This is a genomic window from Niabella agricola, assembly GCF_021538615.1.
In the GTDB taxonomy this organism is placed as follows: Bacteria; Bacteroidota; Bacteroidia; order Chitinophagales; family Chitinophagaceae; genus Niabella; species Niabella agricola.
Genome location: NZ_JAJHIZ010000003.1, coordinates 2,684,262 through 2,707,453, shown reverse-complemented (window position 1 = coordinate 2,707,453; position 23,192 = coordinate 2,684,262). Strand labels below are relative to the sequence as shown.

Sequence of the window (23,192 nt, the reverse complement as noted above, 5' to 3'; positions counted from 1 at the left end):
TTTCTCCACGGAGCCGCATCCGGCGGCCTCTTCTTTTCAAAACGATTCTGATAATGAAATTGACGGTCTTTCTTCTTTTTATTGCATGTATGGAAGTAGGAGCCAGCGGGTATTCCCAAACCGTAACGTTCAGCGGACAGGAACAGAGCCTGAGGAAATTGTTTGCGGCTATTGAGCAGCAAACCGGGTACACGGTGCTTTATAAAAAACAGGTGATCGACAAGGCCGGGCTGGTTTCGCTAAACGTCAGGAATATGCCACTGACAGAAGTATTAAACAAGGCTTTTTACAACCAGCCCGTACAATATGTTATTGAAAACAAGACCGTGTTTGTAACCGCCAGGCCGTATAAAGAAGCACCGCCTGTTGCCGTCAATGTCCCGGTTGCGGCTGTCAAAGTTCCGGAAATAAGCGTGATCGATATCCAGGGTACGGTGAAAAGTGAGGATGGAGCCGCCATCCCCAACGCCAGTATTGTTGTAAAAGGTACCAAGATGGGGGTAACCGCTAATGACCAGGGTGTTTTTCATTTAAGCAATGTAGCCATCGGCGCTGTTTTAGAAATATCGGCTTCAGGGTTTAAGTCAGCGGAGTATAAAGTAACCTCGGCTTCCTTTACCATCACGCTCGAAAAGCAGGTAAAAGATATGGAAGAGGTGCTCATTCAAACCGGGTACCAGAAAGTAGACCGTAAACTGTTTACCGGGGCGGCAACCAAATTGAACTCAAAAGACGTGGAGCGCAACGGTGTTCCCGACATCTCAAGAATGCTGGAAGGACAGGCTGCCGGTGTTTCAGTTCAAAACGTATCGGGTACATTTGGTGCGGCTCCTAAAATAAGAGTAAGAGGTGCTACTTCTCTTTCCGGAGATAACAAACCCCTGTGGGTAGTGGACGGTATTATTCTGGAAGATGTGGTAAACATATCAAATGAGGCGCTTTCAACGGGTGATGCCAATACCCTGATCGGTTCTTCAGTAGCGGGTTTGAACCCTGATGATATTGAGTCTTTCAATATATTGAAAGATGCGGCCGCCACAGCGTTGTATGGCGCCCGCGCGATGAACGGGGTCATTGTAGTTACCACGAAAAAGGGACGCAATACCCAGGGAAGAGCCAATATCAGCTATACCGGCAATTTTACTACCTATATAAAACCTTCTTACAACCAGTTCGATATTATGAACTCTGCGCAGCAGATGGGGGTAATGGTAGAGATGGAAAATAAGGGCTACCTGACGCCTGCCAGTCTTGGCGCTCCGCAAAACGGAGGTGTTTTTTATAAGTTGTATAAGGAAATGTATGATTATGATTCCGTTTCCGGAACCTGGGCGCTGAAGAACGGCTATGATATGGCGGATAAAAACAGGTTTTTACAGCGTTATGCAAGTGCCAATACTGACTGGTTTGATGTATTGTTCAAAAACTCATTGCTGCAGGAGCATTCGGTAAGTGTTGCATCAGGTTCGGAGCGGGTGCAGAATTATTTTTCAACCAGCTTTATGAATGACAATGGTCAAACTATTGCCGATAAGGTAAGCCGCTTTACGGCCAATATGAGAACCAATTTTAAAATCAGCAAGAAATTAAGCTTTGAGTTTATCGGAACCTCTTCGATCCGGGACCAGCGCACGCCAGGTGTGATCAACAGACAGTCGGATCCGGTATACGGGAAGTACTCAAGAGACTTTGATATCAACCCCTATTCATACGCGCTAAATACCAGCCGATTAATTACACCGTATGACGGGAACGGGAACCGGGACTATATGCTGATGAACTGGGCGCCATTTAATATACTGAACGAGGTTGAAAATAATTATTTAAAGCTTTCAATGCTGGATATAAAAGTTCAGGGAGGCTTTAAATATATGATTATACCTGGGTTGCAATACTCAATAGACGGAGCTTACCGGTATGCCCAAACTACGCGGCAGCAGTATATACTGGATAATTCCAACATGGCCCAGTCCTTCAGGGCATATTCCAATAGCTCGGTGATCGGTAATAACCGCTGGCTGTATGATAATCCGGATAATGATGATTTGCCGGTGATCGTTTTACCGGAAGGCGGTTTTTTAAATACCGTGGAAGATAAAATCAAAAATTACTATTTCCGTCAGAATGTTGAGTATGATAAAAAATGGGCACGTAATACCTTTAATTTCTTTGGGTCTATGGAGCTTCGGTCTACAGACCGGCAGAACTATGCCTATGACGGTGCCGGATACCAATATGGCAATGGAGGCCTGGTGAATCCTAACTACCTGTACTTTAAAAAGGTAATCGAAAGCGGCGCCCCTTACTTTGGGATGTATTACACGTATGACCGGTTTTTGGCATACATGGGCCGTGCGGCGTATAATTTCGATAACCGCTTCAGTCTTAACGGAACCCTCCGTTATGACGGCTCTAACAAGATGGGTAAATCTCCGCAGGCACGTTGGCTGCCTACCTGGAATATATCCGGAGCCTGGGATATCTCCAATGAAAAATTCTTCCCCGCGCATTTGTTTCTTAGTTCGGCAAGGGTGAGAGGCACGTATGGCCTGGTTGGGAATATTGGCAATGCCACGAATACAGATGCGGTTTTCTACAACCGGATCGCTTATCGTCCCAATACTGATGAGAAGGAAGCCGTGATTTATATCGGAGACCTGGCCAATGATCAGCTGACCTGGGAGAAAATGCGGGAACTGGATTTGGGTGCAGACCTGGGTTTTTTTAATGACCGGCTCAATCTTACCGTAGACTATTATCGCCGGAATGTGTTTGACCTGATTACCAGCGTAAAAAATGCCGGTATCGGGGGTGAAAAAACAAAAACGGCAAATAATGGAAGGATGCGCGGGCAGGGCTTTGAAACAACGATCGGCGCCCAAATTATAAGGGCAAAAGAATCAGGGGATTTTGGATGGAACACCCGCCTGAACTTTGCCTTTAATAAAAATGAAATTGTAGAGCAGCAGATAAGCCCCAATATCTGGACCCTGGTAAGAGCCGAAGGTGGCCCGCTGGAAGGCTATCCGCAACGAGGATTGTTTTCCATAAAATATGCAGGTCTGGATCCCGCAAATGGCTCGCCCCGATATATTAATGAATCAGGAGCGATAGACAATTATATTTATCTGCAGGACAATACGACCAAGTATCTGAAATACGAAGGACCGGTAGATCCTACGTTTACCGGAGGGTATTTTAATAAGCTGGATTATAAAGGCTTTTCATTATCCGCCCTGTTTACATTTGCTTACGGCAACAAAGTAAGGTTGCAGCCCATTTTTTCAGACCGGTACACTGATCTGTTAGCCATGTCGCAGGAAATGGGCAACCGGTGGATCATGCCCGGTGATGAAAACAAAACAAATATCCCTTCCATCCTGGATGCGTTACAGCGTGTCAATTTCAAACGGCTCACTACCGGAACCTCCGTATCTCCGGCGTATGCATACAATGCATATAATTATTCTGATCAGCGGGTTGCTAAAGGCGATTTTATCCGCCTGAAAACGGTGGCACTCGCTTATTTGCTGCCCAGGAGCATCACTCAGCGAATGGGGCTCAACTCGATGCAGTTATCTTTTGTGGGGAACAATATTGTCCTTTTGTATTCCGACAAAAAGTTGTTAGGGGCAGATCCGGAGTTTTTTAACAATGGCGGTGTGGCCATGCCCATTCCAAGGGCGTATACCTTCTCAGTAAAAATCGGTTTATAATTTTTAGACTATGAACAAGCTTATTATAATTACAATTTGCGGTCTCCTGTTTACTTCCGCTTCTTCCTGTAAAAAATTTCTGGAAAAAGCGCCGGATAACAGGGCCGAGCTTAGCACTGCTGCGAATGTGGCAAAACTGGTAGCAACGGCATATCCTAATGCACCTTATGGGCCCCTGGGCGAAATGTATTCGGACAATGTTTCCGATAAAGGCCCTAATGCCACCAGTGTAAACTTGGACTATCCCTTGCCTCAGCTGTACAAATTTGAAGATATTGAAGAAAGCGGTTATAACACTCCGGCCGCATTCTGGAACGGCGCCTACGAAGGAATTGCGGCTGCCAACCAGGCCCTGGATGCTATTGCAAAAAATGACATCGGCCCCTCTGCCAACCCATATAAAGGCGAGGCCCTGGTTGCGCGGGCTTTCAGCCATTTCCTGCTGGTTACCTTTTTTGCCAAACCTTATGATCCGGAAGGCGCCAACGATACTCCGGGCATTCCGTATGTACTGACACCAGAAACCAACCCTTTCGTGAAATACGGGAGGGGCACGGTTGCTTCGGTGTATGCGCAGATCGAAAAAGACCTGGAAACCGGTATCCCGCTTTTAAGTGGCGGCGAGTGGCAGGTGCCGGCTTATCATTTCACTCCCGCCGCAGCCCATGCTTTTGCAGCCCGCTTTTATTTATTTAAAAAGCAATGGCAAAAGGTAGTTGATCACGCCAACCTGGTGGTGCCCAATGGGGATTTTACCGGCAGTATCAGAAATTATCCCGCCGCGGCAAGCCTGACCAGCGATGGAACTGCATATGCCAATTTCTTTTGCAACGGCGACGCTAAATTTAACCTGTTGGTACATGAAATGGACTCCCGCTATCAACGGTCAAATTTCTTTGCAAACAGGTATACATTTGGCCCTGCGGTTTATTCCTGGTACACAGCTCCAAATGTAACCGGAACCAAATTTTATACGGTGGGATATACCTATGGTACGGGCAATTATACGCTCAGTAAATTGAGAGAGTTCTTTTTTGTAACCAATGCAGCTGCAAATATTGGCTATCCCATGCTGCAAATGCCGTTGCTAACCACCGATGAAGCCTTGCTGAACCGGGCAGAGGCTTATTTGCAACTGGGTAATTATGATGGGGCACTGGCCGATCTGAATATGTGTGCCCGGTATAAATTCACCGCATACAATCCTGCTACAATGGCCGTAACCCTGGCGAAGGCCAAAGGTTTTTATAAGGTGAATGGCGTGGAGGCAGATGATAAAACTGCTGTGCTGAATACCATCCTCGATTTTAAGCGCTGGACCTTTATGAATGAGGGCATGCGTTATTGGGATATGATCCGGTATAAAATGCCGATAAAGCATTTGCTTATCGCCAATGACAATTCCGAATCATTCATAACACTGGAGCCCAACGATAACCGGAGGATATTCCAGATACCGAATGATGCTGTACAGTTAGGTGGCTTGCAACCCAACCCAAGATAATAAAACATATAAAATATTATACGGATGAAAAAAATTGAAAATTATATATGGAGCGTGGTTGTCGTTGCGGCATTGCTTGCCATAAGCAGTTGCCGGAAGGACGATACCAATTTAAAAGTGGATATGAACGATTATCCTCAGAACATTACGCCCACCAATGAGATTGATACCTGGCTGAACCAGCAGTTTACCATTCCATGGAACATACTGGTACAATACCGGTTTGAAAGAAGCAAGCAAAGCGATGACCTCAAGAACGTATCGCCGGTAGACCTGGATAAGATAAAGCCGATGATGCAAGTGATTTTAGATAATTTCATCGGGCCGTACCAAAAAGTAGCCGGAAATAATTTTGGTAAAACCTATTTTCATAAAGAATGGGTATTGTTTGGATCGCCGGAGTACAATAGTGATAACAGTGCCACCGTGGGTACCTCCAGCAATGCACGCACCATGGTACTGTACGATTTGAACCGGTTCACGCCCACCGATCCTGATTTGGTACTCTGGTACACACATGTGGTCTATCATGAGTTTACACATGCGCTCAACCAAACAATTCCCATTCCTCCTGCTTATGCAAGAGTGAGCGCGGGGGATTATGATCCGGATTGGACAAAAGTAAAAGCTGATACAGCCTATGCGCGTGGATTTATTAGTCCCTACGGTGGCAGCGCTTTTACAGAAGATTTTGCGGAAATGCTGTCATACATGCTGGTGGAAGGCCCCATCCGTTATAGCAATATACTAAACAAACTGGGGAGTGGTTCGGTTGGGTATACGCGGTTAAAGGAAAAAGAAGCGATTATATATGACTACATGAAGAATAATTTCAATGTAGATATATACGCTTTGCAAGCCGAGATCCAAAAACAGTTAAAAGGAATTTACAGTGTAAAAGATCCGGAGGATATTTCATTGCAGTTTCCTTTTCAGCTTGCAGGAAACAAGGTCAATACGATTACTGTTGATACCGCGGCCGCTCATTATACCACGTATGGTTCCTCTGCAGCATTCAATTCCCTCTACTCTAATTTTAGAACAGAATTCAGGGCAGCTCAAACGACGTATGACATCAGGTATCTGCAGTTTGTATTTACAAGCGCCAGCACCATGACCTTTAGAATTGCATTTGCAACCTCACCTACGGCTACCACGGTTTATGCATCGGATTATTATATGGCATATACGGTTGATCCGGTAACCGGCATAACGCGGTTTACAAAAACCCAGTCTGGCGGTTTAGATTATAATGGAAACGGAGGTAATTTTGGATTGACTGCATTCGAAAAAGTAATGCTGCCCTATCTAACAAACAGAACCTTTATAGCCGCTTATTTACCTGCAACAGTCACACCCACAAATCCGCTGTATAAAACCTTTGCCGGGTTTTACGTAAACGGAACACCGGCTAACTATTTCTATGGACCTGTAACTTATAAATAATAGAAACTATGCGAAAATTATTATACATATTATTGGGCGCATTGCTATTTTCCTGCAGCAAAGCCAAGGTGGACTATGTGTTTGATCAACTGCCGGAACAGCGGATGAAGGAGCGGAATGCCGCATTGCAAAACCTGTTGACCGGATCGGCTAACGGATGGAAGGCCTTTTTACGAACTTCGCTCAATGGCGGTGGTTATGGATTTTATATGAAGTTTGATAGCCAGGATTATGTAACCATGCTCTCGGACTGGAATAACACATATGCCACCACCGGAAAACAATCTACCTATCGCGTGCAATATATTTCCAACAGTACGTTGATATTTGACACCTACAATTACATCGGTATTTTGCAGGATCCTACCGCGTCGAACAACGGCGGTTCGGCCCGGGAAGGATTGCAAAGCGACATGGAATTTGAATACTTAAGAAGCAATGGTGATAGTGTTATTCTCAAAGGGAGGAAGTATATGAACACGCTGTATCTGATCAAGGCAAGTGCCGCAGATGCTGCATCTTATAATAATGGAGAATATGGGTCCGCCATTCAAAATTATAAAGCATACAATACCACCAATCCCTTTACCTTTATTAATGTAGACAGTGCAGGGAAAACATACAAGGTTGCGCTTGCGTATGATTATACCAAAAAACTTATTTCCTATCAGACGGTAAGAACCGATCAGTCCATTGCTGCAAATGCGTCGGGATTTGCATTTAGTATTGACGGGTTGTTTTTTACTTACCCCTTTACAGTTTTGGGGACAAAAGTGACTTCTATCGTACAAACCGCTGCGGGGGCATACAGCATGGTAGATTCAAGTGGAAAGAAATATGATATACAAGCAGCGTCAGCCCCAATCATCCCATTGTATTTGTTACTTGGACCAAAATACAAATTGCAAGCTAAGTTTAAAAAAATTGATCCGGGAAACTCTGCGCTCGGTACCGCCATTATTGGCCAATTTGTAAACAATCTGGATAATGGGTATACCGGATATACATTTGGGAATGGTACATTGACCCTGAATTTTGATAATGTAAATAAACGATTAAAAGTGGAAGGCTGGAGTAATCAGAATGGTAACGCAGGGTGGACGACTACAATCGTGTTTGATTATACTGTAAACAGTAATAACGAATACACCTTTACGCTCAAAAGTCCTGCTTCTGATGGATATGTTGCCAAGTTAATGAACGAGCCGGGTAAAGAAACAATTCAAAAATTTTTGTTAGAAAACAAGGTGACGTTTGACTATTTTGTTAGCAACGGCGTGGTTTACGGACGGGTTACGAGTGTTAATAATCCGGCCTATGTGCTCGTGTTTGATTTGGTTTAATTTAATAATCTGATTAGCTACTGACAGCAGCGTGGAATATAGGTATTTTACGCTGCTGTTATATTTTTGAAATTCGGGGCTTACAACATCTAATGGCGCCGATTTCAATAGCGCATATTCAGTTGTTTGAAGAAACAGCCCGGCCCGTTGCGATATCCGCGCGGGCCGTATTAAAAATGGCAACCAAGCGAAGGTGTTATAAAAATCAATAATACGTTGAGTTCTAAATACTTCAGTTTTGGGGAGGGCTTCCGGGAACATGAAATGGCAATGTTCGTTTTTAAGAATTTTTAATAAATGCTTCAAATCGGCCGTTTTTGCCCAAGCTTTGCTATATTTGTTGGCATCACTTTAAAAGAAAAGCGTAAATGTTTAATTTAATCTTATTCGGCCCTCCCGGTAGCGGTAAGGGAACACAATCTGACCTGTTGGTGGCAAAGTATGGCTTGGTGCACCTTTCCACCGGGAACCTGCTGCGTTCAGAAATCGCCGAGAAAACGCCCCTGGGCATCGAGGCGAAGAACTTTATGGACAAGGGGCAACTGGTGCCGGACGAAGTGGTGATTGGTATGATTGATAACTGCCTGGAACTGCACAAAGATGCGGGCGGTTTTTTGTTTGACGGGTTTCCGCGCACGGCTAACCAGGCCAAGGCCCTGGATAAACTGCTGGAACTGAAACGTACAGCTATCCATAGTGTGCTGGCCCTGGAGGTTTCTGAAGAGGAACTGGTAAAACGCCTGCTGGAAAGAGGGAAGACCTCCGGCCGCTCGGATGATACCAATGAATCGGTGATCCGTAACCGCTTTTCCGTTTATCAAAACGAAACTGCTCCGGTTGCCGAGCATTACAAAGCACAGCACAAATTTAAAGCGATCCCTGGTGAGGGTTCTGTAGAAGATATTTCAAATGCCCTGAGCGCCCAGATCGACAAGGTTCTGGAACGGCAACGCAAGGAACAGGAAGCGTTTGAATAAGCATTAGGGTCCGGCAAAACCGGACCTTTTTATTGATGGCCTAACACGCTGTCGGCCTTGCTGATGCTGTTGAGCACGGCATTTTTCATTACATCTACCTTTGCTTTCTGATCTTGCAGGTATTTGATTCGCTCGGGTTCATTGTCCTTCAGCGAATCGTATTTGAACCCATTCATCCATTCATGCATGGTTTTGTCTGCATTGGAAAGCGCTGCCAGCGCATCTTCCAGTTTGGTTTTTAACGCAGCATGTTGCTTTTGGGCTTCCGGCGATAATTTGCCAATAGAGTCGATGGCAGCCTTTGATTCGTTCATCAGCCGCTCAAGTTTTTTCATTTTCGGCATCGCCACATCATGACCGTCAATTACTTCCTGCAAAAGACTGTCTGCCTGTGTTTGAGGGCCTTCACCGGCTTCTGCAGAAGAGGGGCGGTTCCCTTCTCCACAGGCCATCAATACGACCATTGCCAGGGGGAAAAACAGCATTTTCATGAATGAGAAAAATTTTAAAATCAAAGGTACGAATAGTTGGCGGACCCGCCGGTTTGTTAAGGAATGATTCTTGTATATTAGCTAATAATATAAACCGGGCCTTTGCAGGAAGCAATGCCTCTGGATTTTTAATAAAAAGAAAGCAATATGAAAAAACAACATCTGATCATGGCTGCGGCCTTGGCAATAACAGTGGCCTGTAACAACAATCCTTCTGCGGAAGGCACACCAGCCCCTCCTACAGGCGATTCGCAGGCCCTTCCTTCCGCAACGCCGATTACAGATCCTGCAGATAGTGTTATTGTGAATACGGCAAATGTTGACAGCAGCGGAACCCCGGCGCCAACGGTGGATGAAAACGAGAAAAAATATACCAACGATAAAGGGGAAACGATTGCCGCAGTTTACCACGATTCGGGGAATATGGGTGTGGCGGAGCTTACGATAAACGGAGAAACGATTAAGCTGATGAAGGGCGAAAAAGAAAAAGGCGCCACCACCTATACCAATGGAAAACTTACCTGGAAAGTAAAAACGGATGAAGCTACATTGGAAAAAGATAATGTGGTAACAGTGTATAAGGCAGTGAAATAGGGAAGCTGGCAATCATACCATCAAGGAAGGAACATCCTAAGCGCCCGTGATATAAGGTTGGCTTTCTGAGCCAGACAGGATCAGCGGCGCAGATGCTTCGCGCGGACCGTGCAGGAAACCCGCCGGCTGCCGGTGTTTATAATAACGCGTAATTAAATGCAATAGCCGGGCGGCTTTTAATTCATTAACATATTTTTTTGCCTTTTTATGACAAAGCTGGCATTGGAAAATGCGCATATCGGCTTATTTTAGCCGATAACAGCTGTTGCTGAAACAATAAATATGGGAAAAACACAAACGCGCATACTTGAAACGGCTGCATTTTTCACCAATAATGACACCGTACCCGGCTTCCGTAAATTGATGGACCTGGCCATGGATACACAGGATATGGCGATTTACCGGGAAACCATTGCACTTGCAGATTGGAACGAGCAGCACAGTGAGCTGTTTATTCAGAAATGCCGGCAGTTGCTGGAAATGATCAGCCGGATTCCTGTAGCCGAATATGAGGCACCAGCACCGGTAGTAGTGGCCGAGGATATCCGGAAAAATTACGGCCGTGGAAACTTTGCACTGGGGCCGGTTTCGCTGAGTATCCGGAAAGGGGAGGTATACGGGTTGGTAGGAGAGAACGGAAACGGAAAGACCACTTTATTGCGTATCCTGGCAAAGGATCTTTCCTGTAGCAGCGGCAGCCTCCGGTTTCATTTCCGTAATCAGGCACGTAACACCTATGACCTTCGTACCCAACTGGTTTATATACCACAGCGTACGCAGCGCTGGTACGGAAGTCTTAAAGACAATCTCAAATTGGTATTAACGGCGTATGGTGTGCCGGCTTCAGAAAATGAAACAAGGGTGCTGATGATGATTGCCAGACTGGGTCTTTGGAAATATCGGCATCTTAAATGGCAAGAATTGTCTTCAGGATATAAAATGCGCTTTGAGCTGGCACGTACCTTACTGCGAAAACCCGAGCTGCTGTTGCTGGATGAACCACTGGCCAACCTGGATATTGTTGCCCAGCAGGTGATCTTGGAAGATCTTAAATCCATTGCAGATTCGGTTAATCATCCCATTGCGCTGATCCTTAGTTCCCAGCAATTATACGAGGTAGAGAAAATATCGGACCGGGTAATCTTCCTGCGCAATGGTGTTCCGGTAGAAACCCAGGACCCGGGAGCCGGTGTTGCCCCGGCAGCAGCAGCACTGGTTGTTGAAATGGATTGCAATAGTCCCAGAGCAGAATTACAGGCGGCGCTTGAAGGATTGCCGCTGGACCGGCTGCTTTATAACGGCGGTGTATATATCGCTTATTTTAAACCCGGGACCTCCTTTTTGAGTGTACTGGAGGTATTAGGCAAAAGTCAGTGCCGCCTGGTATATATCCGGGATATTTCTTCCTCTACCCGCCGGCTTTTTATGTCCTGAGCCGGAGCAGCAGCCATGCTATAAAATAAAACAAATGAAAAATTTTATACAACGTGTGAATCACTATTTCCTGGAGCGTTATCCCTTGCTCTGGAATACAAGACTATACTGGATGCTCTTCAGTTGTGCCCTGGTACACGGCTGTTTTTACCTGTTTGGATACCATACATTCCGGAATGCAGCACTGTTTAAACAGTACAATGCGCCGGAACTGTTTATCGAAAACGGGGCGCTGCTCTTCAGTATCGTTATTTCAGTATTGATACTGGTAGTTTGGCTGCTGGTATTGTTTCGCAACAATGCGTTCAAAAATTTTTATCCGACCCGGAAACGGCAGTTGTTTGGAAGCTTTTTTATCTACTTTCTGGTGTTTGTTGTTGCAACCACGTTTTACATTTCTTACATTGCAGGATACAAACAATTTGTAGGGCAGCATTACCCGGCATCCTGGCTGAAAACAAAACGGGAACAGGCAAACCTGGCCGCGGCCTTTCTTCCGTTTAGCCTGGACGCCTATACCATTAACAATAAACGTTATCCTGCGCCTTTTGATACGCTTTACTGTGAAACGAATGAGCGGAACATTAACTTTTCAAAACCCTATCTCACGCGCGATAACGATGAATACCAGTTTTACTCCGTTGAAAAAAAAGTGATCCGGCAGGTAGATGCGACGGCAGCAGATGAAAAGGAGATCAACCGGGCGCCATTGACGGATAGCCTGCTGACGGTGTACTACAAGGAGGCCGTAGTGGATGTTTCGGGCCTTGTAAACACAGAACCCTCGTTTTACAATTACAGCCGGTTGAATTTTGGAGGAGACGGCATTGGTTACCCGGATGAGGAAACGCCTGTCTATCAGGAAGGCGATCGCCGGAAAGCGATGAATAAAAAAGTACATGATTTATTACAACGGAACCACCCGGGGGAAATTAAAAAGCTGCTGGAGAATTTCCTGGAGTTTGCCCGGGAATTTAAGATCAGCACAAATCTCACAGCCGAAAAATGGTTGAAGCTGATGTATCATCCAACGGATTTTAAGGTAACCTATTTTATCAGCAATTCCAGTGTGGAAGCGCTCTCTCCAAACCCGCAGGGTGCAGAGATGGATGTAGCAGCGGTTGCAGATGCTACCCCTGTCGGCAACGGCAGGGATAACGATCCGTATTACCTGAAACATAAAATGAACTACTGTTTTGATGCCTATGATCTGAACCGGCTGTTTACAGGAATGGAAAACGTGCTTGATTTTTCGGTATTTGATGTGATTATTTATGTGGCCATTTGGGTTGCATTTGCACTGGCTTGCCTTCTTTTTGCTTTCCGGATCACCAACCTGCGCCTGCTGTTGTTTTCGGGTATTACGGCTGCCGTTATCGGTATCCTCATCGCACTGCTCGTTCTGGTACTGGGATTAGCCAATGGCCGGCAGGGTGAAAAAACGATTGCTTACCTGGTGTTTGCGGTAGGCACAATGATCCTGTTGGGTTCTGTTTCTGTATTCCGGTTTCGCAGAAAATCCATACAGGGCATCCTGATCAATATATCCCTGGTTGGAATTGTTCCCTATTTTCTCCTGATCCTGCTGATCATTTCATTGCACCAGCGCGACTACCCGCCTGGAGGCGGATACGAGGCACATCCAACCATCCTGGAGGTATTAGGGGTGTACTGGAACTATGTACTGCTGGCGCTGGGATTTCTTTTTATGATGCTGTATACCGCGGTGATCCGGAGATGGCGGGCCCTGCCGGAGCGGTAATTGCTATCAGCTGTCTGCTAATCCGTATCCATTTGCTGCGTGCCGCCGCCGTCCTGCCAGTTAAAGGCTGGGCTTCTTCTTCCCAGTTCCCAGTAAAACCGGCTTCGCGGGTTGTTGTAGTTGCCAATCTCGTTCATGGTGCTGGTATCGTACAGGCGTCCGTTCACCATTACGTATTTTATCGATTCGGTATTGCGGATATTTTCCAGCGGATTGGCGTCCATAATGATCAGGTCTGCCAGCTTCCCTGTTTGCAGGGACCCGATCCAGTCGTCCAATCCCAGGCTTTTAGCTCCGTTGATGGTTGCCGTTTGCAGGGCCTGCAGCGGGGTCATGCCCCCCTGAGCCATCATCCATATTTCCCAATGAGCACCAATCCCCTGGATCTGGCCGTGGGCGCCCATGTTGATGATTACGCCGGCATCGGCAAGTTTCCGGACACTTTTGGCGCTCAGGATATGACCATTCTCATATTCTTCTTCCGGAATCATGATGCGGTTGCGGCTCCGGGTATCAATTACGGCCCGGGGTGTGTATTTCAGCAGTTTCTCGTTTTCCCATACATTGGTATGCTGGTACCAGTAGTATTCGCCCGCAACGGAACCATAGTTTACAATAAGTGTAGGCGTATATACGGTATTGGAGCGCTTCCAGAGCTGGATTACATCATCCTGCAATACGGCAATGGGCAGGTTGTGTTCAATCGTTGTATGGCCGTCGTTGATCATTGCCATATTGTGGTTAAAAAAGGAGCCCCCCTCCGGAACCACCAATACTCCCAGTTCTTTTGCGGCAGCTATTATTTGCTGGTTCTGCTCCCTGCGGGGCTGGTTATAACTTTTTACAGAGAATGCTCCGAAGGCCTTTGTTCTCCGGATGGCGCTGCGTGCATCATCCAGTGAATTGATCACCGCCTTAAAATCTCCGTCTGCACCATACAATACGGTTCCGGTACTAAATACGCGCGGCCCAACCATTTTACCGGCCTTTATCATTTCGCTTTGGGCAAATACCAGTTCACTGTTGGCGGAGGGGTCATGCATAGTGGTAACTCCAAAGGCAAGATTGGCATAATAGGGCCAGTGTTTTTGCGGTGTGACGCCATCCCTGAAATGACTGCCATGTCCATGTACATCAATGAATCCGGGAAGGATGGTTTTGCCGGAGCAATCGATGACCCTGGTACCCGCGGGTATTTGCACTGCATTATTGGCACCCACTGCTTTTAGCAGATTGCCTTCTACCAGCACCGTACCGTTTTCAATAATGGTATTACCATTCATTGTAATGATGCGCGCATTGGTAAAGGCGATGGCCCCTTTGGGCTTGTCCGGTGTATAGGTAACGCCTACGGGAATTCCTTTTGCCGTTGCCGGTGCTGCAGCACTATCGGCTTTTTCATTCAGGAATTTAAAATAGGATTGAAGCGGAATGGTAAAATACTCATTGCCCAAATTATAATGCAGTTCCCGGCTGTTGGCATTCCAGTGCAGGTTATAGCCCGCATCTTGGGCCACCAGCTGTACCGGAACGGTATTGGAGCCGCCGGAAATTTCCAGCGTTTTTCCGGTTTTTGGGAATGCGGCAATATACACTTTGTGCAGGTCTGAAAATGCCAGCCAGTTGCCGTCGGGCGACAGCATATACTGGTGGCCATAGGTGCTGGTTACGACTGTTTTTTCGCCGGTGCCGTCTTTTTTGCACTGCGCAAGGCTGGTGCCTTTTTGAAAATAGATGTAAGTGCCACCCGGCTCAAAACGTGGCGCGCTTCCGTATTCAATAATGCGTTCGGGCTGATTCCGGCCACTGGCATCCACGGTATAAATACCGGTATTTACATTAAACGCATTGCCCAGTACATTATCTCCTCCTTCCTTACAATACACAATGGTTTTTGCATCGGGACTAAAAGAAGGTGTACGGTAAATGCCCTTTTCAAGGTTCAGCCGGCGGCTGCTGCCTTTTGAAAGATCCATTACATGGATGCTGCCCATGGTACTGTCGTTCCAGCTGACATAGGCAAGCCATTTTCCGTCGGCGGAAAAGCTTGGATCGTCTTCGATATCGGTTGACTGAGTAAGCCGCACCGGTACCCCGCCGGGTAATGCCTTTTTCCAAAGGGCCCCCAGGGCATTAAATACAATATATTTCCCATTAGGTGCTGTTACCAGGTTTTTCAGCACATGGACGGTGTCGCGGTCCCTGTTGATGTGCTGCTTTATCCGGACAGCATCTGCAATTTTTTGTGTTACGTTACAGGTAAAGGGGATTTCGGTGCTGTGGTTATTTCCGCTAACGGATACGCGGTTGATTTTTCCATTGGCCCATATCACAATTTCCTTTCCTCCGGGCATCCAGGCGAAACCGGTATACACCCCAAAGATGGCCCAGGCTTCCTGCTGGTCCTTGCTGAGTTGATCATAAACCGGCCATTCTTCACCGGTACTGATATTGCGCAGGTATAATACCGTTTTGGTACGTACCCTCCGCACAAAGGCAAGTGTTTTTCCGTCGGGTGATACCTGCGGACGAAAAGCGCTGCCTCCGCCACCGGTGACGGTTTCCGTCCGTCCTTTTTCGCGGTCATACTGTTTGATCACATAAATCTCGGCATTGGGATCTTTATTATATTGGAAGTATCCCCCGGGATACATGTCTTCGCTGTAGTAAATATAACGGCCATCGGGTGATGCAGAAGGCTCGTTTACATCCTGCTGGTCGTTTTTCCGTTTGGTTAGCTGAATGCCGTCTCCTCCGTTGATATGGTACATCCAAAGCTCGCCTGCGCCCATCGACCGTGCTGCTGTAAAGTGTTTGCGGGCAATGATATAATTGCCTTCCGGCGACCATACGCCGTTGTTCAGCAGCCGGAAATTTTCTTTGGTTACCTGGCGGGCATTACGGCCATCGCGGTCCATCACCCATATATTATCGCCACCGCCGGCATCAGAAGTAAAGAGGATCTTCTTTCCATCGGGGCTGAAGCGCGGCTGCACTTCGTAGGCCAGGCCCTGCCGCAATACCTTTGCAGTGCCACCGGTGACGGGTATGCTGTAGATATCACCCAGCAGGTCAAATACGATCTCATCTCCCTTGGGAGATACATCCAGGTTCATCCAGGTGCCTTCGTTTACCGAAAAGGACACTTCCTTATATTGCTGCCCGGGAGGATTGTTTACATCCCATTTGGAGGAGGCCGGTTTAACAGTGTCCTTTTGGGATTGGGCTGCAATGGCAGATCCGATAAAACAAAGACCGATAAAAATTAAAGACCGCATGTATTCATTATTATAAAGGGCCGAATGTAGGAAATTAGCTGCAAACTTAGTTGGCTGTTGCGGTTGGGGGGCTTTCAGGTGCGGTAAAAACCAGGATGAACCGGACGGCATGACGTCTACATTTCGCATTAGTCTCCTTGTTGCCCAACAACACGCGGGGAGAATGAATGATTTTACACGGCCAGGCCTACCATATCGTATCTATTAAATACATTTGCATACCTCTTTATCACTTTCAAATGTAAACACATGAAACCGATGCTGCACCTTTTCCCCGGGTTTAGAAAAAGTCTTTTGTTGCTGCAGGCTTTTCTTTCTCTGGTGATTAATGCAAGCGCACAGGATCCCGGTGCGTTTGTTGCGATCTTCAATACGGGGCCCATCGCTCTTTATGAACCTGCTCCCCGGATTCTCATACCGGCTACGGGCAGCAATTTTACCATTAACTGGAAGCACTTGTATGGTCTTAATGAATCCGGTACCGCAATTGGAAATGACAAAACGATGCTCTCGCTGCCCGATACCGGTACTTACGAAGTGACCATTACGCCCGGTAGCGGCAGCTTTAGCACCATGACCTATGGCGGAGATACGACAAACGCGGCAAAACTATTGCGCATTACCCAGTGGGGCACTATTGCATGGTCGTCGATGATGAATGCATTTCGAGACTGCAGGAACCTCACCATTACGGCTACCGATCTGCCCAATCTTGCCGGCGTAACCAGCATGGAAAATGCTTTTTCTGAGTGTACCTCTTTAACCACGATACCCCGTATCGATCAATGGGATGTAAGCAATGTAACCAACATGCAGTTGATGTTTTACAAAGCCGGCGCTTTTGATCAGAACCTGGGCAACTGGAAGTTGAACAGTAATGTGGATATGTGGGGGATGCTTCATGTTAGCGGTCTGTCCTGTGAAAATTACAGCCTTACCCTGAAGGGATGGGCTGAGAAGAACCCGTTGGTAAACGGCCGTTCCCTGGGTGCTTACGGCCTGGTGTACGGGCCGGTTGTAAAGATCTATCGCGACCAGTTGGTGAATGCGCAGGGATGGACGATTTCCGGGGATACTTATGATGCCGGTTGTTCTGTTGTGTTGCCGGTGCACTTTTCAGCCATGCAGGCTTTCTTCAAAAAAGGCCAGCTTATGGTACAATGGACCACCACCGCAGAGACCAATAACGATCATTTTGAAATAGAGGTATCGTCAGATGGCCGTCTGTTTACAAAGATCGGGGAACTGAAAACCAGGGCCATGGAGGGGAATTCTACAACCTCCCTTGATTACAGCTTTGCTGCAAATGCACCCGGTTCCGGAAACGGGCTGCCTGCAGCGGGTCTCCTGGGGTTGATAGGGTTGGCTGTACTGGGAAAGCGCAGGCTAAGGGTATTAGGGGTTGTTGCTGGTGCGGGATTGATTGCTACCCTGTCCTGCCATAAGACCAACCCGGTGGAGGCAGGGGATTCCACGGCGGTGTTTGTAAGACTTAAACAGGTAGATAAGGATGGAAGGGCTGATTACAGTAAAGTGGTAAAAGCAGTGGCCGAATAGCAGGCCCCTGCACAAAGCCGATGGGCTGCGCCGCTTAGGCGGAAATCCTTTGCCTGCAGGGCAAAGATTGGAGACAGGCGGCGGACTGCTGCTAATGGATGCACCGGGCCGGGAGCCCCAGCTCCTGAATCATTATTTCAGCAACTGGTATACTAAAAAGCTGAGAGAATAAGCCAGTCCGGTCATATAGGCCAGCTGGATGAAAGGCCATTTCCAGGAACCGGTTTCACGTTTTACAACTGCAAGAGTGCTCATGCACAGCATGGCAAATACATAAAAAATGAGCAGCGATACGCCGGTGGCTACTGTAAATACCTTGCTGCCATCTTCAAAAGTGGCTTTGTTCATTTTATCGCGCAGGGCCATATTGGCGCCGCCATCATCCTCCACGCTGTAAAGGGTGGCCATGGTGCCTACAAATACTTCGCGGGCAGCAAAGGATGTAACCAGGGCAATGCCGATCTTCCAATCGAAGCCCAGGGGCCGGATCACCGGTTCAATGGTTTTACCCATGATACCGGCATAGGAGTTTTCCAGTTTGGCCGCAGCACGGGTTTCTTCCACCAGCAGGGTATCGGCATTGGGCCGGGCGATTGCGGCTTCGTATTCCTGCTGCACGGCGTGCATGCGCTCTTTGGGTCCGAAGGAGCTCAGGAACCAAAGGATAACGCTGATGACCATGATGATTTTTCCGGCCTGTACTACAAAGATCTTTGCTTTTTCGATCATGGTTTCCAGGGCGTTTTTCCAGCGGGGAGCACGATATATGGGCAATTCCAGGATGAAATAGCTTTTTTCCTTGTTCTTTATAAAGAATTTGGCTATATAAGATACGAGCAGGGCAAACACAACGCCCAGCAGGTACAACCCCATCATCATCAGTCCCTGCAGACTGATAAATCCGAGCAGGTAGGTTTTGGGAATCACGAGGCCCACCAGGATCACGTATACCGGCAGCCGGGCCGAGCAGCTCATGAGCGGGGTAATTAAAATGGTGAGCAGCCGCTCTTTGCGGTTCTCGATGGCGCGCGCGCTCATAATGGCGGGTACTGCGCAGGCAAAACCGCTGATCATGGGCATTACGCTCTTTCCGTTGAGGCCCACGCTGCGCATGACGCGGTCCGTTAAAAAGCTGATACGGGCCATGTAGCCGGTGTCCTCCAGCAAGGTAATGAGCCCAAAAAGGATCATGATCTGGGGTACAAATATGACGATGCCGCCCAAACCGGCGATGATTCCGTTTATTAAAAGGTCGGAGAAATTGTTATGCGGAAGCAGATCGCTCAGCCAGCCGCTAAAGGCGGCGGTGCCGGATTCGATCCAGTCCATGGGGTAGGAGGCGATCAGGAATACACACTGGAACATCAGGAACAGCACGGCCAGCAGGATAAAATATCCCCAAACGCGGTGGAGAAAAATATTATCCAGTTGATCGGTAAAAATTGATTTTTTGTTGGGATCCGGCAGGGTTACCGATCCGTTCATTACCACACCGATCCGTTGATACCGTTGCAGGATCTCCTCCGCCTGGGTTTTTGTGGGATTGAAATGGTGATCGATCTCCGTTTGCTCGATTTGCTCCTGCAGGGTGTCTGGCAGGTTAAAGGTTTCGTGGTTGATAAGGTAATGCACACCTTCGTACGGGCTGATGCCCGGAACCAATTGCTGAATACCGGCAATGGCCTGGGGCGCCAGGGCTTCCACATCGATAAAATTGTGTACCGGCGCTTTAAACAGGTTGCCGGAGACGAGCTCAATGGCTTTTTTAAGGGGTTCGATCCCTTTGTTTTTACGGGGATTGACGGCCACAATGGGAATGCCCAGCTCCCGTTCCATTTTATTGATATTGATGTGGATGCCTTTTTTCCGGGCAAGATCCATCATCGTGAGCGCCATCACCACGGGGCGCTTCAGATCAATGATCTGACTGCAAAATAATAAATTGCGCTTCAGGTTGCTGGCGTCTGCCACTACTACAATCACATCCGCCTTCAGGGTTTTATCCTGGTTCAGGATCACTTTATAGGCCACTTCTTCATCCAATCGCCTCGGGTATAAGCTGTAGGTGCCAGGGAGATCAATTATTTTAGCATTAGATTGGCCAATTTTAGATATTCCTGTCTTTTTATCGACAGTTACGCCCGGGAAATTTCCCACTTTTTGGCTCAGCCCGGTAAGGGAATTGAACAGGGAGCTTTTGCCGCTGTTGGGGTTCCCTACTAATGCTATATGTAGCTGCTTATTTTCCAAAATCCTGAAGAGCCGCAAATTTACGGATCCTCAGCGGATGATCATTTACGAAATCCGATGTTTGTGCGGGTGGTGCACAGATTTCTCGGATTTTCACAGATAGGGGTTAAAAGAATCTGTGTACGGCTGTGAAATCCGTGAGCAAAAAAAACTACCCTGCCGCAGAAAGTGATTCCACAGGTATCTTTTCAGCCTCATCCCTCCTTTTAAAACCGGTTATTTCTTCCACCAGCTTATTCAGGTCGCCGGAGGCCCGGCTGATCAGCAGGAACTGGTCAATAATGGGTTTTAGCTCATTAAGCGTGATCTTGGTTTCGGTATCCAGCAGGCCTTGCTGAATTTCGTGCCTTCGTTTCTCCAGGAGCTCCTTTACCGCTGTTTTGAGAGACTGGGTATCCATATGGGCTGCAGGTTGTGCTACATCCTCATCTGAAAGCATACCGGCGGTATTTCCCAGTTCATGAATGGTATTTTCGATAATGGGCAGGAAATTGTAGGAGCGGTATTTGGCCGCAAACTGGCGGGAGTAATGGGCCAGGGTGGCAATGTGAGAGTTGATGGTAAAGATCATTACCACAAACTGATGAATGGTTTTGATGTTCTTTTGCTTGCTTTTGGGCTCGCTGAGCATCCGGGAAAACGTGCCCGAAAGGTTGGCCTGGGCCACGAATGCCTCCTTGCGACTGAGTTTATAATCGGGCGTGGGCTCGTTTTTTACATAGGCGCTGGAAACCGTTTCAAAATAGATCCGGGTTTTTTCCAGGGCTGCCGCCATATAGCTTTTTACCTGTTTTTTCTCCCAGGAGGGAATGATATAGGTGGTCATGAAGGCAAGAATGGACCCGATAATGGTATCCAGCACCCGGTTTTCGATCACCACGTGAAAATTCCGGCTGTCCAGTAAAAAGAACATGATCAGCACATAAGCGGTCATAAACGTAACGCTTACCAGGTATCGGGTACGCATAAAACTGTAGGTGGCAATCATTAAAAGGATCATGGCAGTAAACCGGCCGGTGCCCGTCTGGATCAGGAACAGCAATCCGATGCCCCCCATGGCACCAATGATGGTGCCCAGTACCCGCTGGTAGTTGCGCTGTTTGGTAACACTGTAGGTGGGCTTTAAAATCACAAGGGTGGTCAGCAGGATCCAGTAGCTGTATTCGAGCTTTAAAAGATGAGCGGTAATATACCCCAGGGTCATGGCCAGGCTCAGGCGCAATGCATGCCGGAAGGTGTTGGACTGCAGGGAAAGATTTTCCCGGATTAGCTCACTGTCGAGGTCTGTTTTTTCCAGGAACGATTTATAGTTGTCGGACAGGCGGTATTCTTTTACCCGCTTCCGGTCGTACCGGGTATAATGATGCAGGGTATAGATGCGGAGGATCATGTCTTCGATCGATTGCATGATCTTGCGCATATTGATCAGTGCTTCGAGGTTTTCGGCGTTGCGATGGGTGGCCACAAAGCGTTCAAAATGTTGCTTCAGGTTTCTCAGTTCATCATTCAGACTTTTAGATACCCGGGAGCGCCGTCCTTCCTGTACCGAAACACCTATCTCATAGAGTTCGTCTACCATACCGAGGATCACTTTCTGGAAGTGCGGCAGGATATTGGCGCCATCAAACCGCTTGTGCATGGACTCGTAATTGTAAAACGTGGCATTGGCTTTTTCAAAAAGATCAACCGATTCTACAAAGATCACCAGCAACCCGCGGCCGGTAAGGGTGGTTGACTTTACGATATTGCGGCTTTTAAACAGCATTTCCCGCACCAGGATCTGTTTGTCCTGCACCTTTTGCTGCTGCTGCATCAGGTTTTTATAGGTTTTATCGTAATTGACTCCTTCGTTATAAAAATAAGAACGCGTTTTAAGATAATCAGCTATAGAAACAATAGAATCGCCCAGGGCTTGCTGGATCACTTTATAGGGGCGTACACCATGCAGTGCCAGGCTTAGTACAATATACCAAAGGCCGCCGCACAAAAGATAAACCCCATCCAGCACCACATTCCACCCCGTAGCTTTGTGGTAAAGGGTGAGCACCATAATCAGCAGCCCGGCAAAGCCGATGGCATTCGTCCGTGCGTTATATACGCCCAGCATGCTCAGGGAAAAACTAAAGGACAAGATAACGAAAGCCGTAATAAAAGGATTTATATGGGCAAAGCCGGTGATGAGGTCTACCAGGAAGATCAGTACCAGGGCGGCTAACATGCCGTTGCGCCGTTCCCGGATAGGACCAGGAATATCCGCGGCGCTCACTGCCATGGCACCCAGCGAGGCAATCAGTCCGATTTCCAGCATTCCGAAGAAGTTCAGTATAACTGAAGGAAGGGTAATGCCGATAGTGATCCGGATCGCCTCGTTGAAGTAATAACTGCTTACAAACTGCCGGTATTCTTTTATATAATCCATGCCCTACAAATTTACAAACAAGAAAGAGTTTGAGGAAATGAGGAGCGTGCATAACATTTTTATTACACGCTGCATTTGCTATGCGATTCAATTTCAACCGCAAGGAACGCAGGGTTTTTTCACAAGGGTTGCTAAGATATCCATTATTATGGCCCTCATTGCGCTCTTCGCGGGTCCTTGCGAACTTTGCGGTAAAAACCCACTGCAAGGAACGCAGGGCTTTTTCACAAGGGCCGCTAAGACATTCATTGTTATGGCCTCATTGCGTATTCTTGCGTTCATCAATAATACAAAAAATGTCATGTACCCAATGGAGCCACTCAGCCCTTGTTATTTTTTATTGCTGAAGTAACGCTGACCAGAGCGAATGCGGCGGGTATTGATGCCGGGACAAAGGGTTCCGTTGCAAAATGTAACACGG

At 47.3% G+C, this 23,192-nt stretch carries 14 protein-coding genes; 9 read left to right on the top strand and 5 right to left on the bottom strand.

Going from position 1 to position 23,192, the window contains the following annotated elements; genetic code table 11:
• The first annotated feature begins 53 nt into the window (after positions 1-53).
• From LL912_RS16750 to LL912_RS16730, 5 genes are all read left to right on the top strand, one after another.
• On the top strand, positions 54-3,716 hold the full coding sequence (locus LL912_RS16750; RefSeq protein WP_235554730.1) for a SusC/RagA family TonB-linked outer membrane protein: 3,663 nt from the start codon (positions 54-56) through the stop codon (positions 3,714-3,716).
• A 10-nt stretch (positions 3,717-3,726) separates the two neighbouring features.
• On the top strand, positions 3,727-5,220 hold the full coding sequence (locus LL912_RS16745) for a RagB/SusD family nutrient uptake outer membrane protein (protein WP_235554729.1): 1,494 nt from the start codon (positions 3,727-3,729) through the stop codon (positions 5,218-5,220).
• 24 nt (positions 5,221-5,244) lie between these two features.
• Positions 5,245-6,666 carry a substrate import-associated zinc metallohydrolase lipoprotein gene (locus tag LL912_RS16740; protein WP_235554728.1) on the top strand — a complete coding sequence of 474 codons (1,422 nt, stop codon included), beginning with the start codon at positions 5,245-5,247 and terminating at the stop codon, positions 6,664-6,666.
• An 8-nt stretch (positions 6,667-6,674) separates the two neighbouring features.
• A complete protein-coding gene (locus LL912_RS16735; protein ID WP_235554727.1) occupies positions 6,675-8,009 on the top strand; it encodes a DUF4302 domain-containing protein in 1,335 nt (444 codons plus the stop codon).
• A 368-nt stretch (positions 8,010-8,377) separates the two neighbouring features.
• Complete coding sequence (locus LL912_RS16730) at positions 8,378-8,986, top strand: adenylate kinase (RefSeq protein WP_235554726.1); 609 nt, start codon at positions 8,378-8,380, stop codon at positions 8,984-8,986.
• 29 nt (positions 8,987-9,015) lie between these two features.
• On the opposite strand, the gene LL912_RS16725 is transcribed toward LL912_RS16730, so the two are convergent.
• Positions 9,016-9,477 carry a viral A-type inclusion protein gene (locus tag LL912_RS16725; RefSeq protein WP_235554725.1) on the bottom strand — a complete coding sequence of 154 codons (462 nt, stop codon included), beginning with the start codon at positions 9,475-9,477 and terminating at the stop codon, positions 9,016-9,018.
• A gap of 147 nt (positions 9,478-9,624) precedes the next feature.
• Between LL912_RS16725 and LL912_RS16720 the strand changes: the two genes are divergently transcribed.
• Positions 9,625-10,071 (top strand): MliC family protein, encoded by a 447-nt coding sequence (locus tag LL912_RS16720; RefSeq protein ID WP_235554724.1) that lies wholly within the window; start codon positions 9,625-9,627, stop codon positions 10,069-10,071.
• 36 nt (positions 10,072-10,107) lie between these two features.
• Here LL912_RS16720 and LL912_RS16715 read toward each other — a convergent pair whose 3' ends face one another.
• Positions 10,108-10,308 carry a hypothetical protein gene (locus LL912_RS16715; RefSeq protein ID WP_235554723.1) on the bottom strand — a complete coding sequence of 67 codons (201 nt, stop codon included), beginning with the start codon at positions 10,306-10,308 and terminating at the stop codon, positions 10,108-10,110.
• Positions 10,309-10,353: 45 nt separating this feature from the next.
• Here LL912_RS16715 and LL912_RS16710 point away from each other — a divergent pair, with 45 nt between their 5' ends.
• On the top strand, positions 10,354-11,505 hold the full coding sequence (locus tag LL912_RS16710; protein ID WP_235554722.1) for an ABC transporter ATP-binding protein: 1,152 nt from the start codon (positions 10,354-10,356) through the stop codon (positions 11,503-11,505).
• A gap of 34 nt (positions 11,506-11,539) precedes the next feature.
• Positions 11,540-13,267: a hypothetical protein gene (locus tag LL912_RS16705; protein ID WP_235554721.1), complete on the top strand. Its 1,728-nt coding sequence runs from the start codon at positions 11,540-11,542 to the stop codon at positions 13,265-13,267.
• 17 nt (positions 13,268-13,284) lie between these two features.
• On the opposite strand, the gene LL912_RS16700 is transcribed toward LL912_RS16705, so the two are convergent.
• Complete coding sequence (locus LL912_RS16700) at positions 13,285-16,545, bottom strand: amidohydrolase family protein (protein WP_235554720.1); 3,261 nt, start codon at positions 16,543-16,545, stop codon at positions 13,285-13,287.
• Between the two features lie 249 nt (positions 16,546-16,794).
• On the opposite strand from LL912_RS16700, the gene LL912_RS16695 reads away from it, so the two are divergent.
• Positions 16,795-18,102 carry a DUF285 domain-containing protein gene (locus tag LL912_RS16695; RefSeq protein ID WP_235554719.1) on the top strand — a complete coding sequence of 436 codons (1,308 nt, stop codon included), beginning with the start codon at positions 16,795-16,797 and terminating at the stop codon, positions 18,100-18,102.
• A gap of 132 nt (positions 18,103-18,234) precedes the next feature.
• On the opposite strand, the gene feoB is transcribed toward LL912_RS16695, so the two are convergent.
• Both feoB and LL912_RS16685 read right to left on the bottom strand, forming a co-directional pair.
• Positions 18,235-20,352 carry a ferrous iron transport protein B gene (gene feoB / locus LL912_RS16690; RefSeq protein ID WP_235554718.1) on the bottom strand — a complete coding sequence of 706 codons (2,118 nt, stop codon included), beginning with the start codon at positions 20,350-20,352 and terminating at the stop codon, positions 18,235-18,237.
• Between the two features lie 151 nt (positions 20,353-20,503).
• A complete protein-coding gene (locus tag LL912_RS16685) occupies positions 20,504-22,771 on the bottom strand; it encodes an FUSC family membrane protein (protein WP_235554717.1) in 2,268 nt (755 codons plus the stop codon).
• Positions 22,772-23,192: the final 421 nt, after the last annotated feature.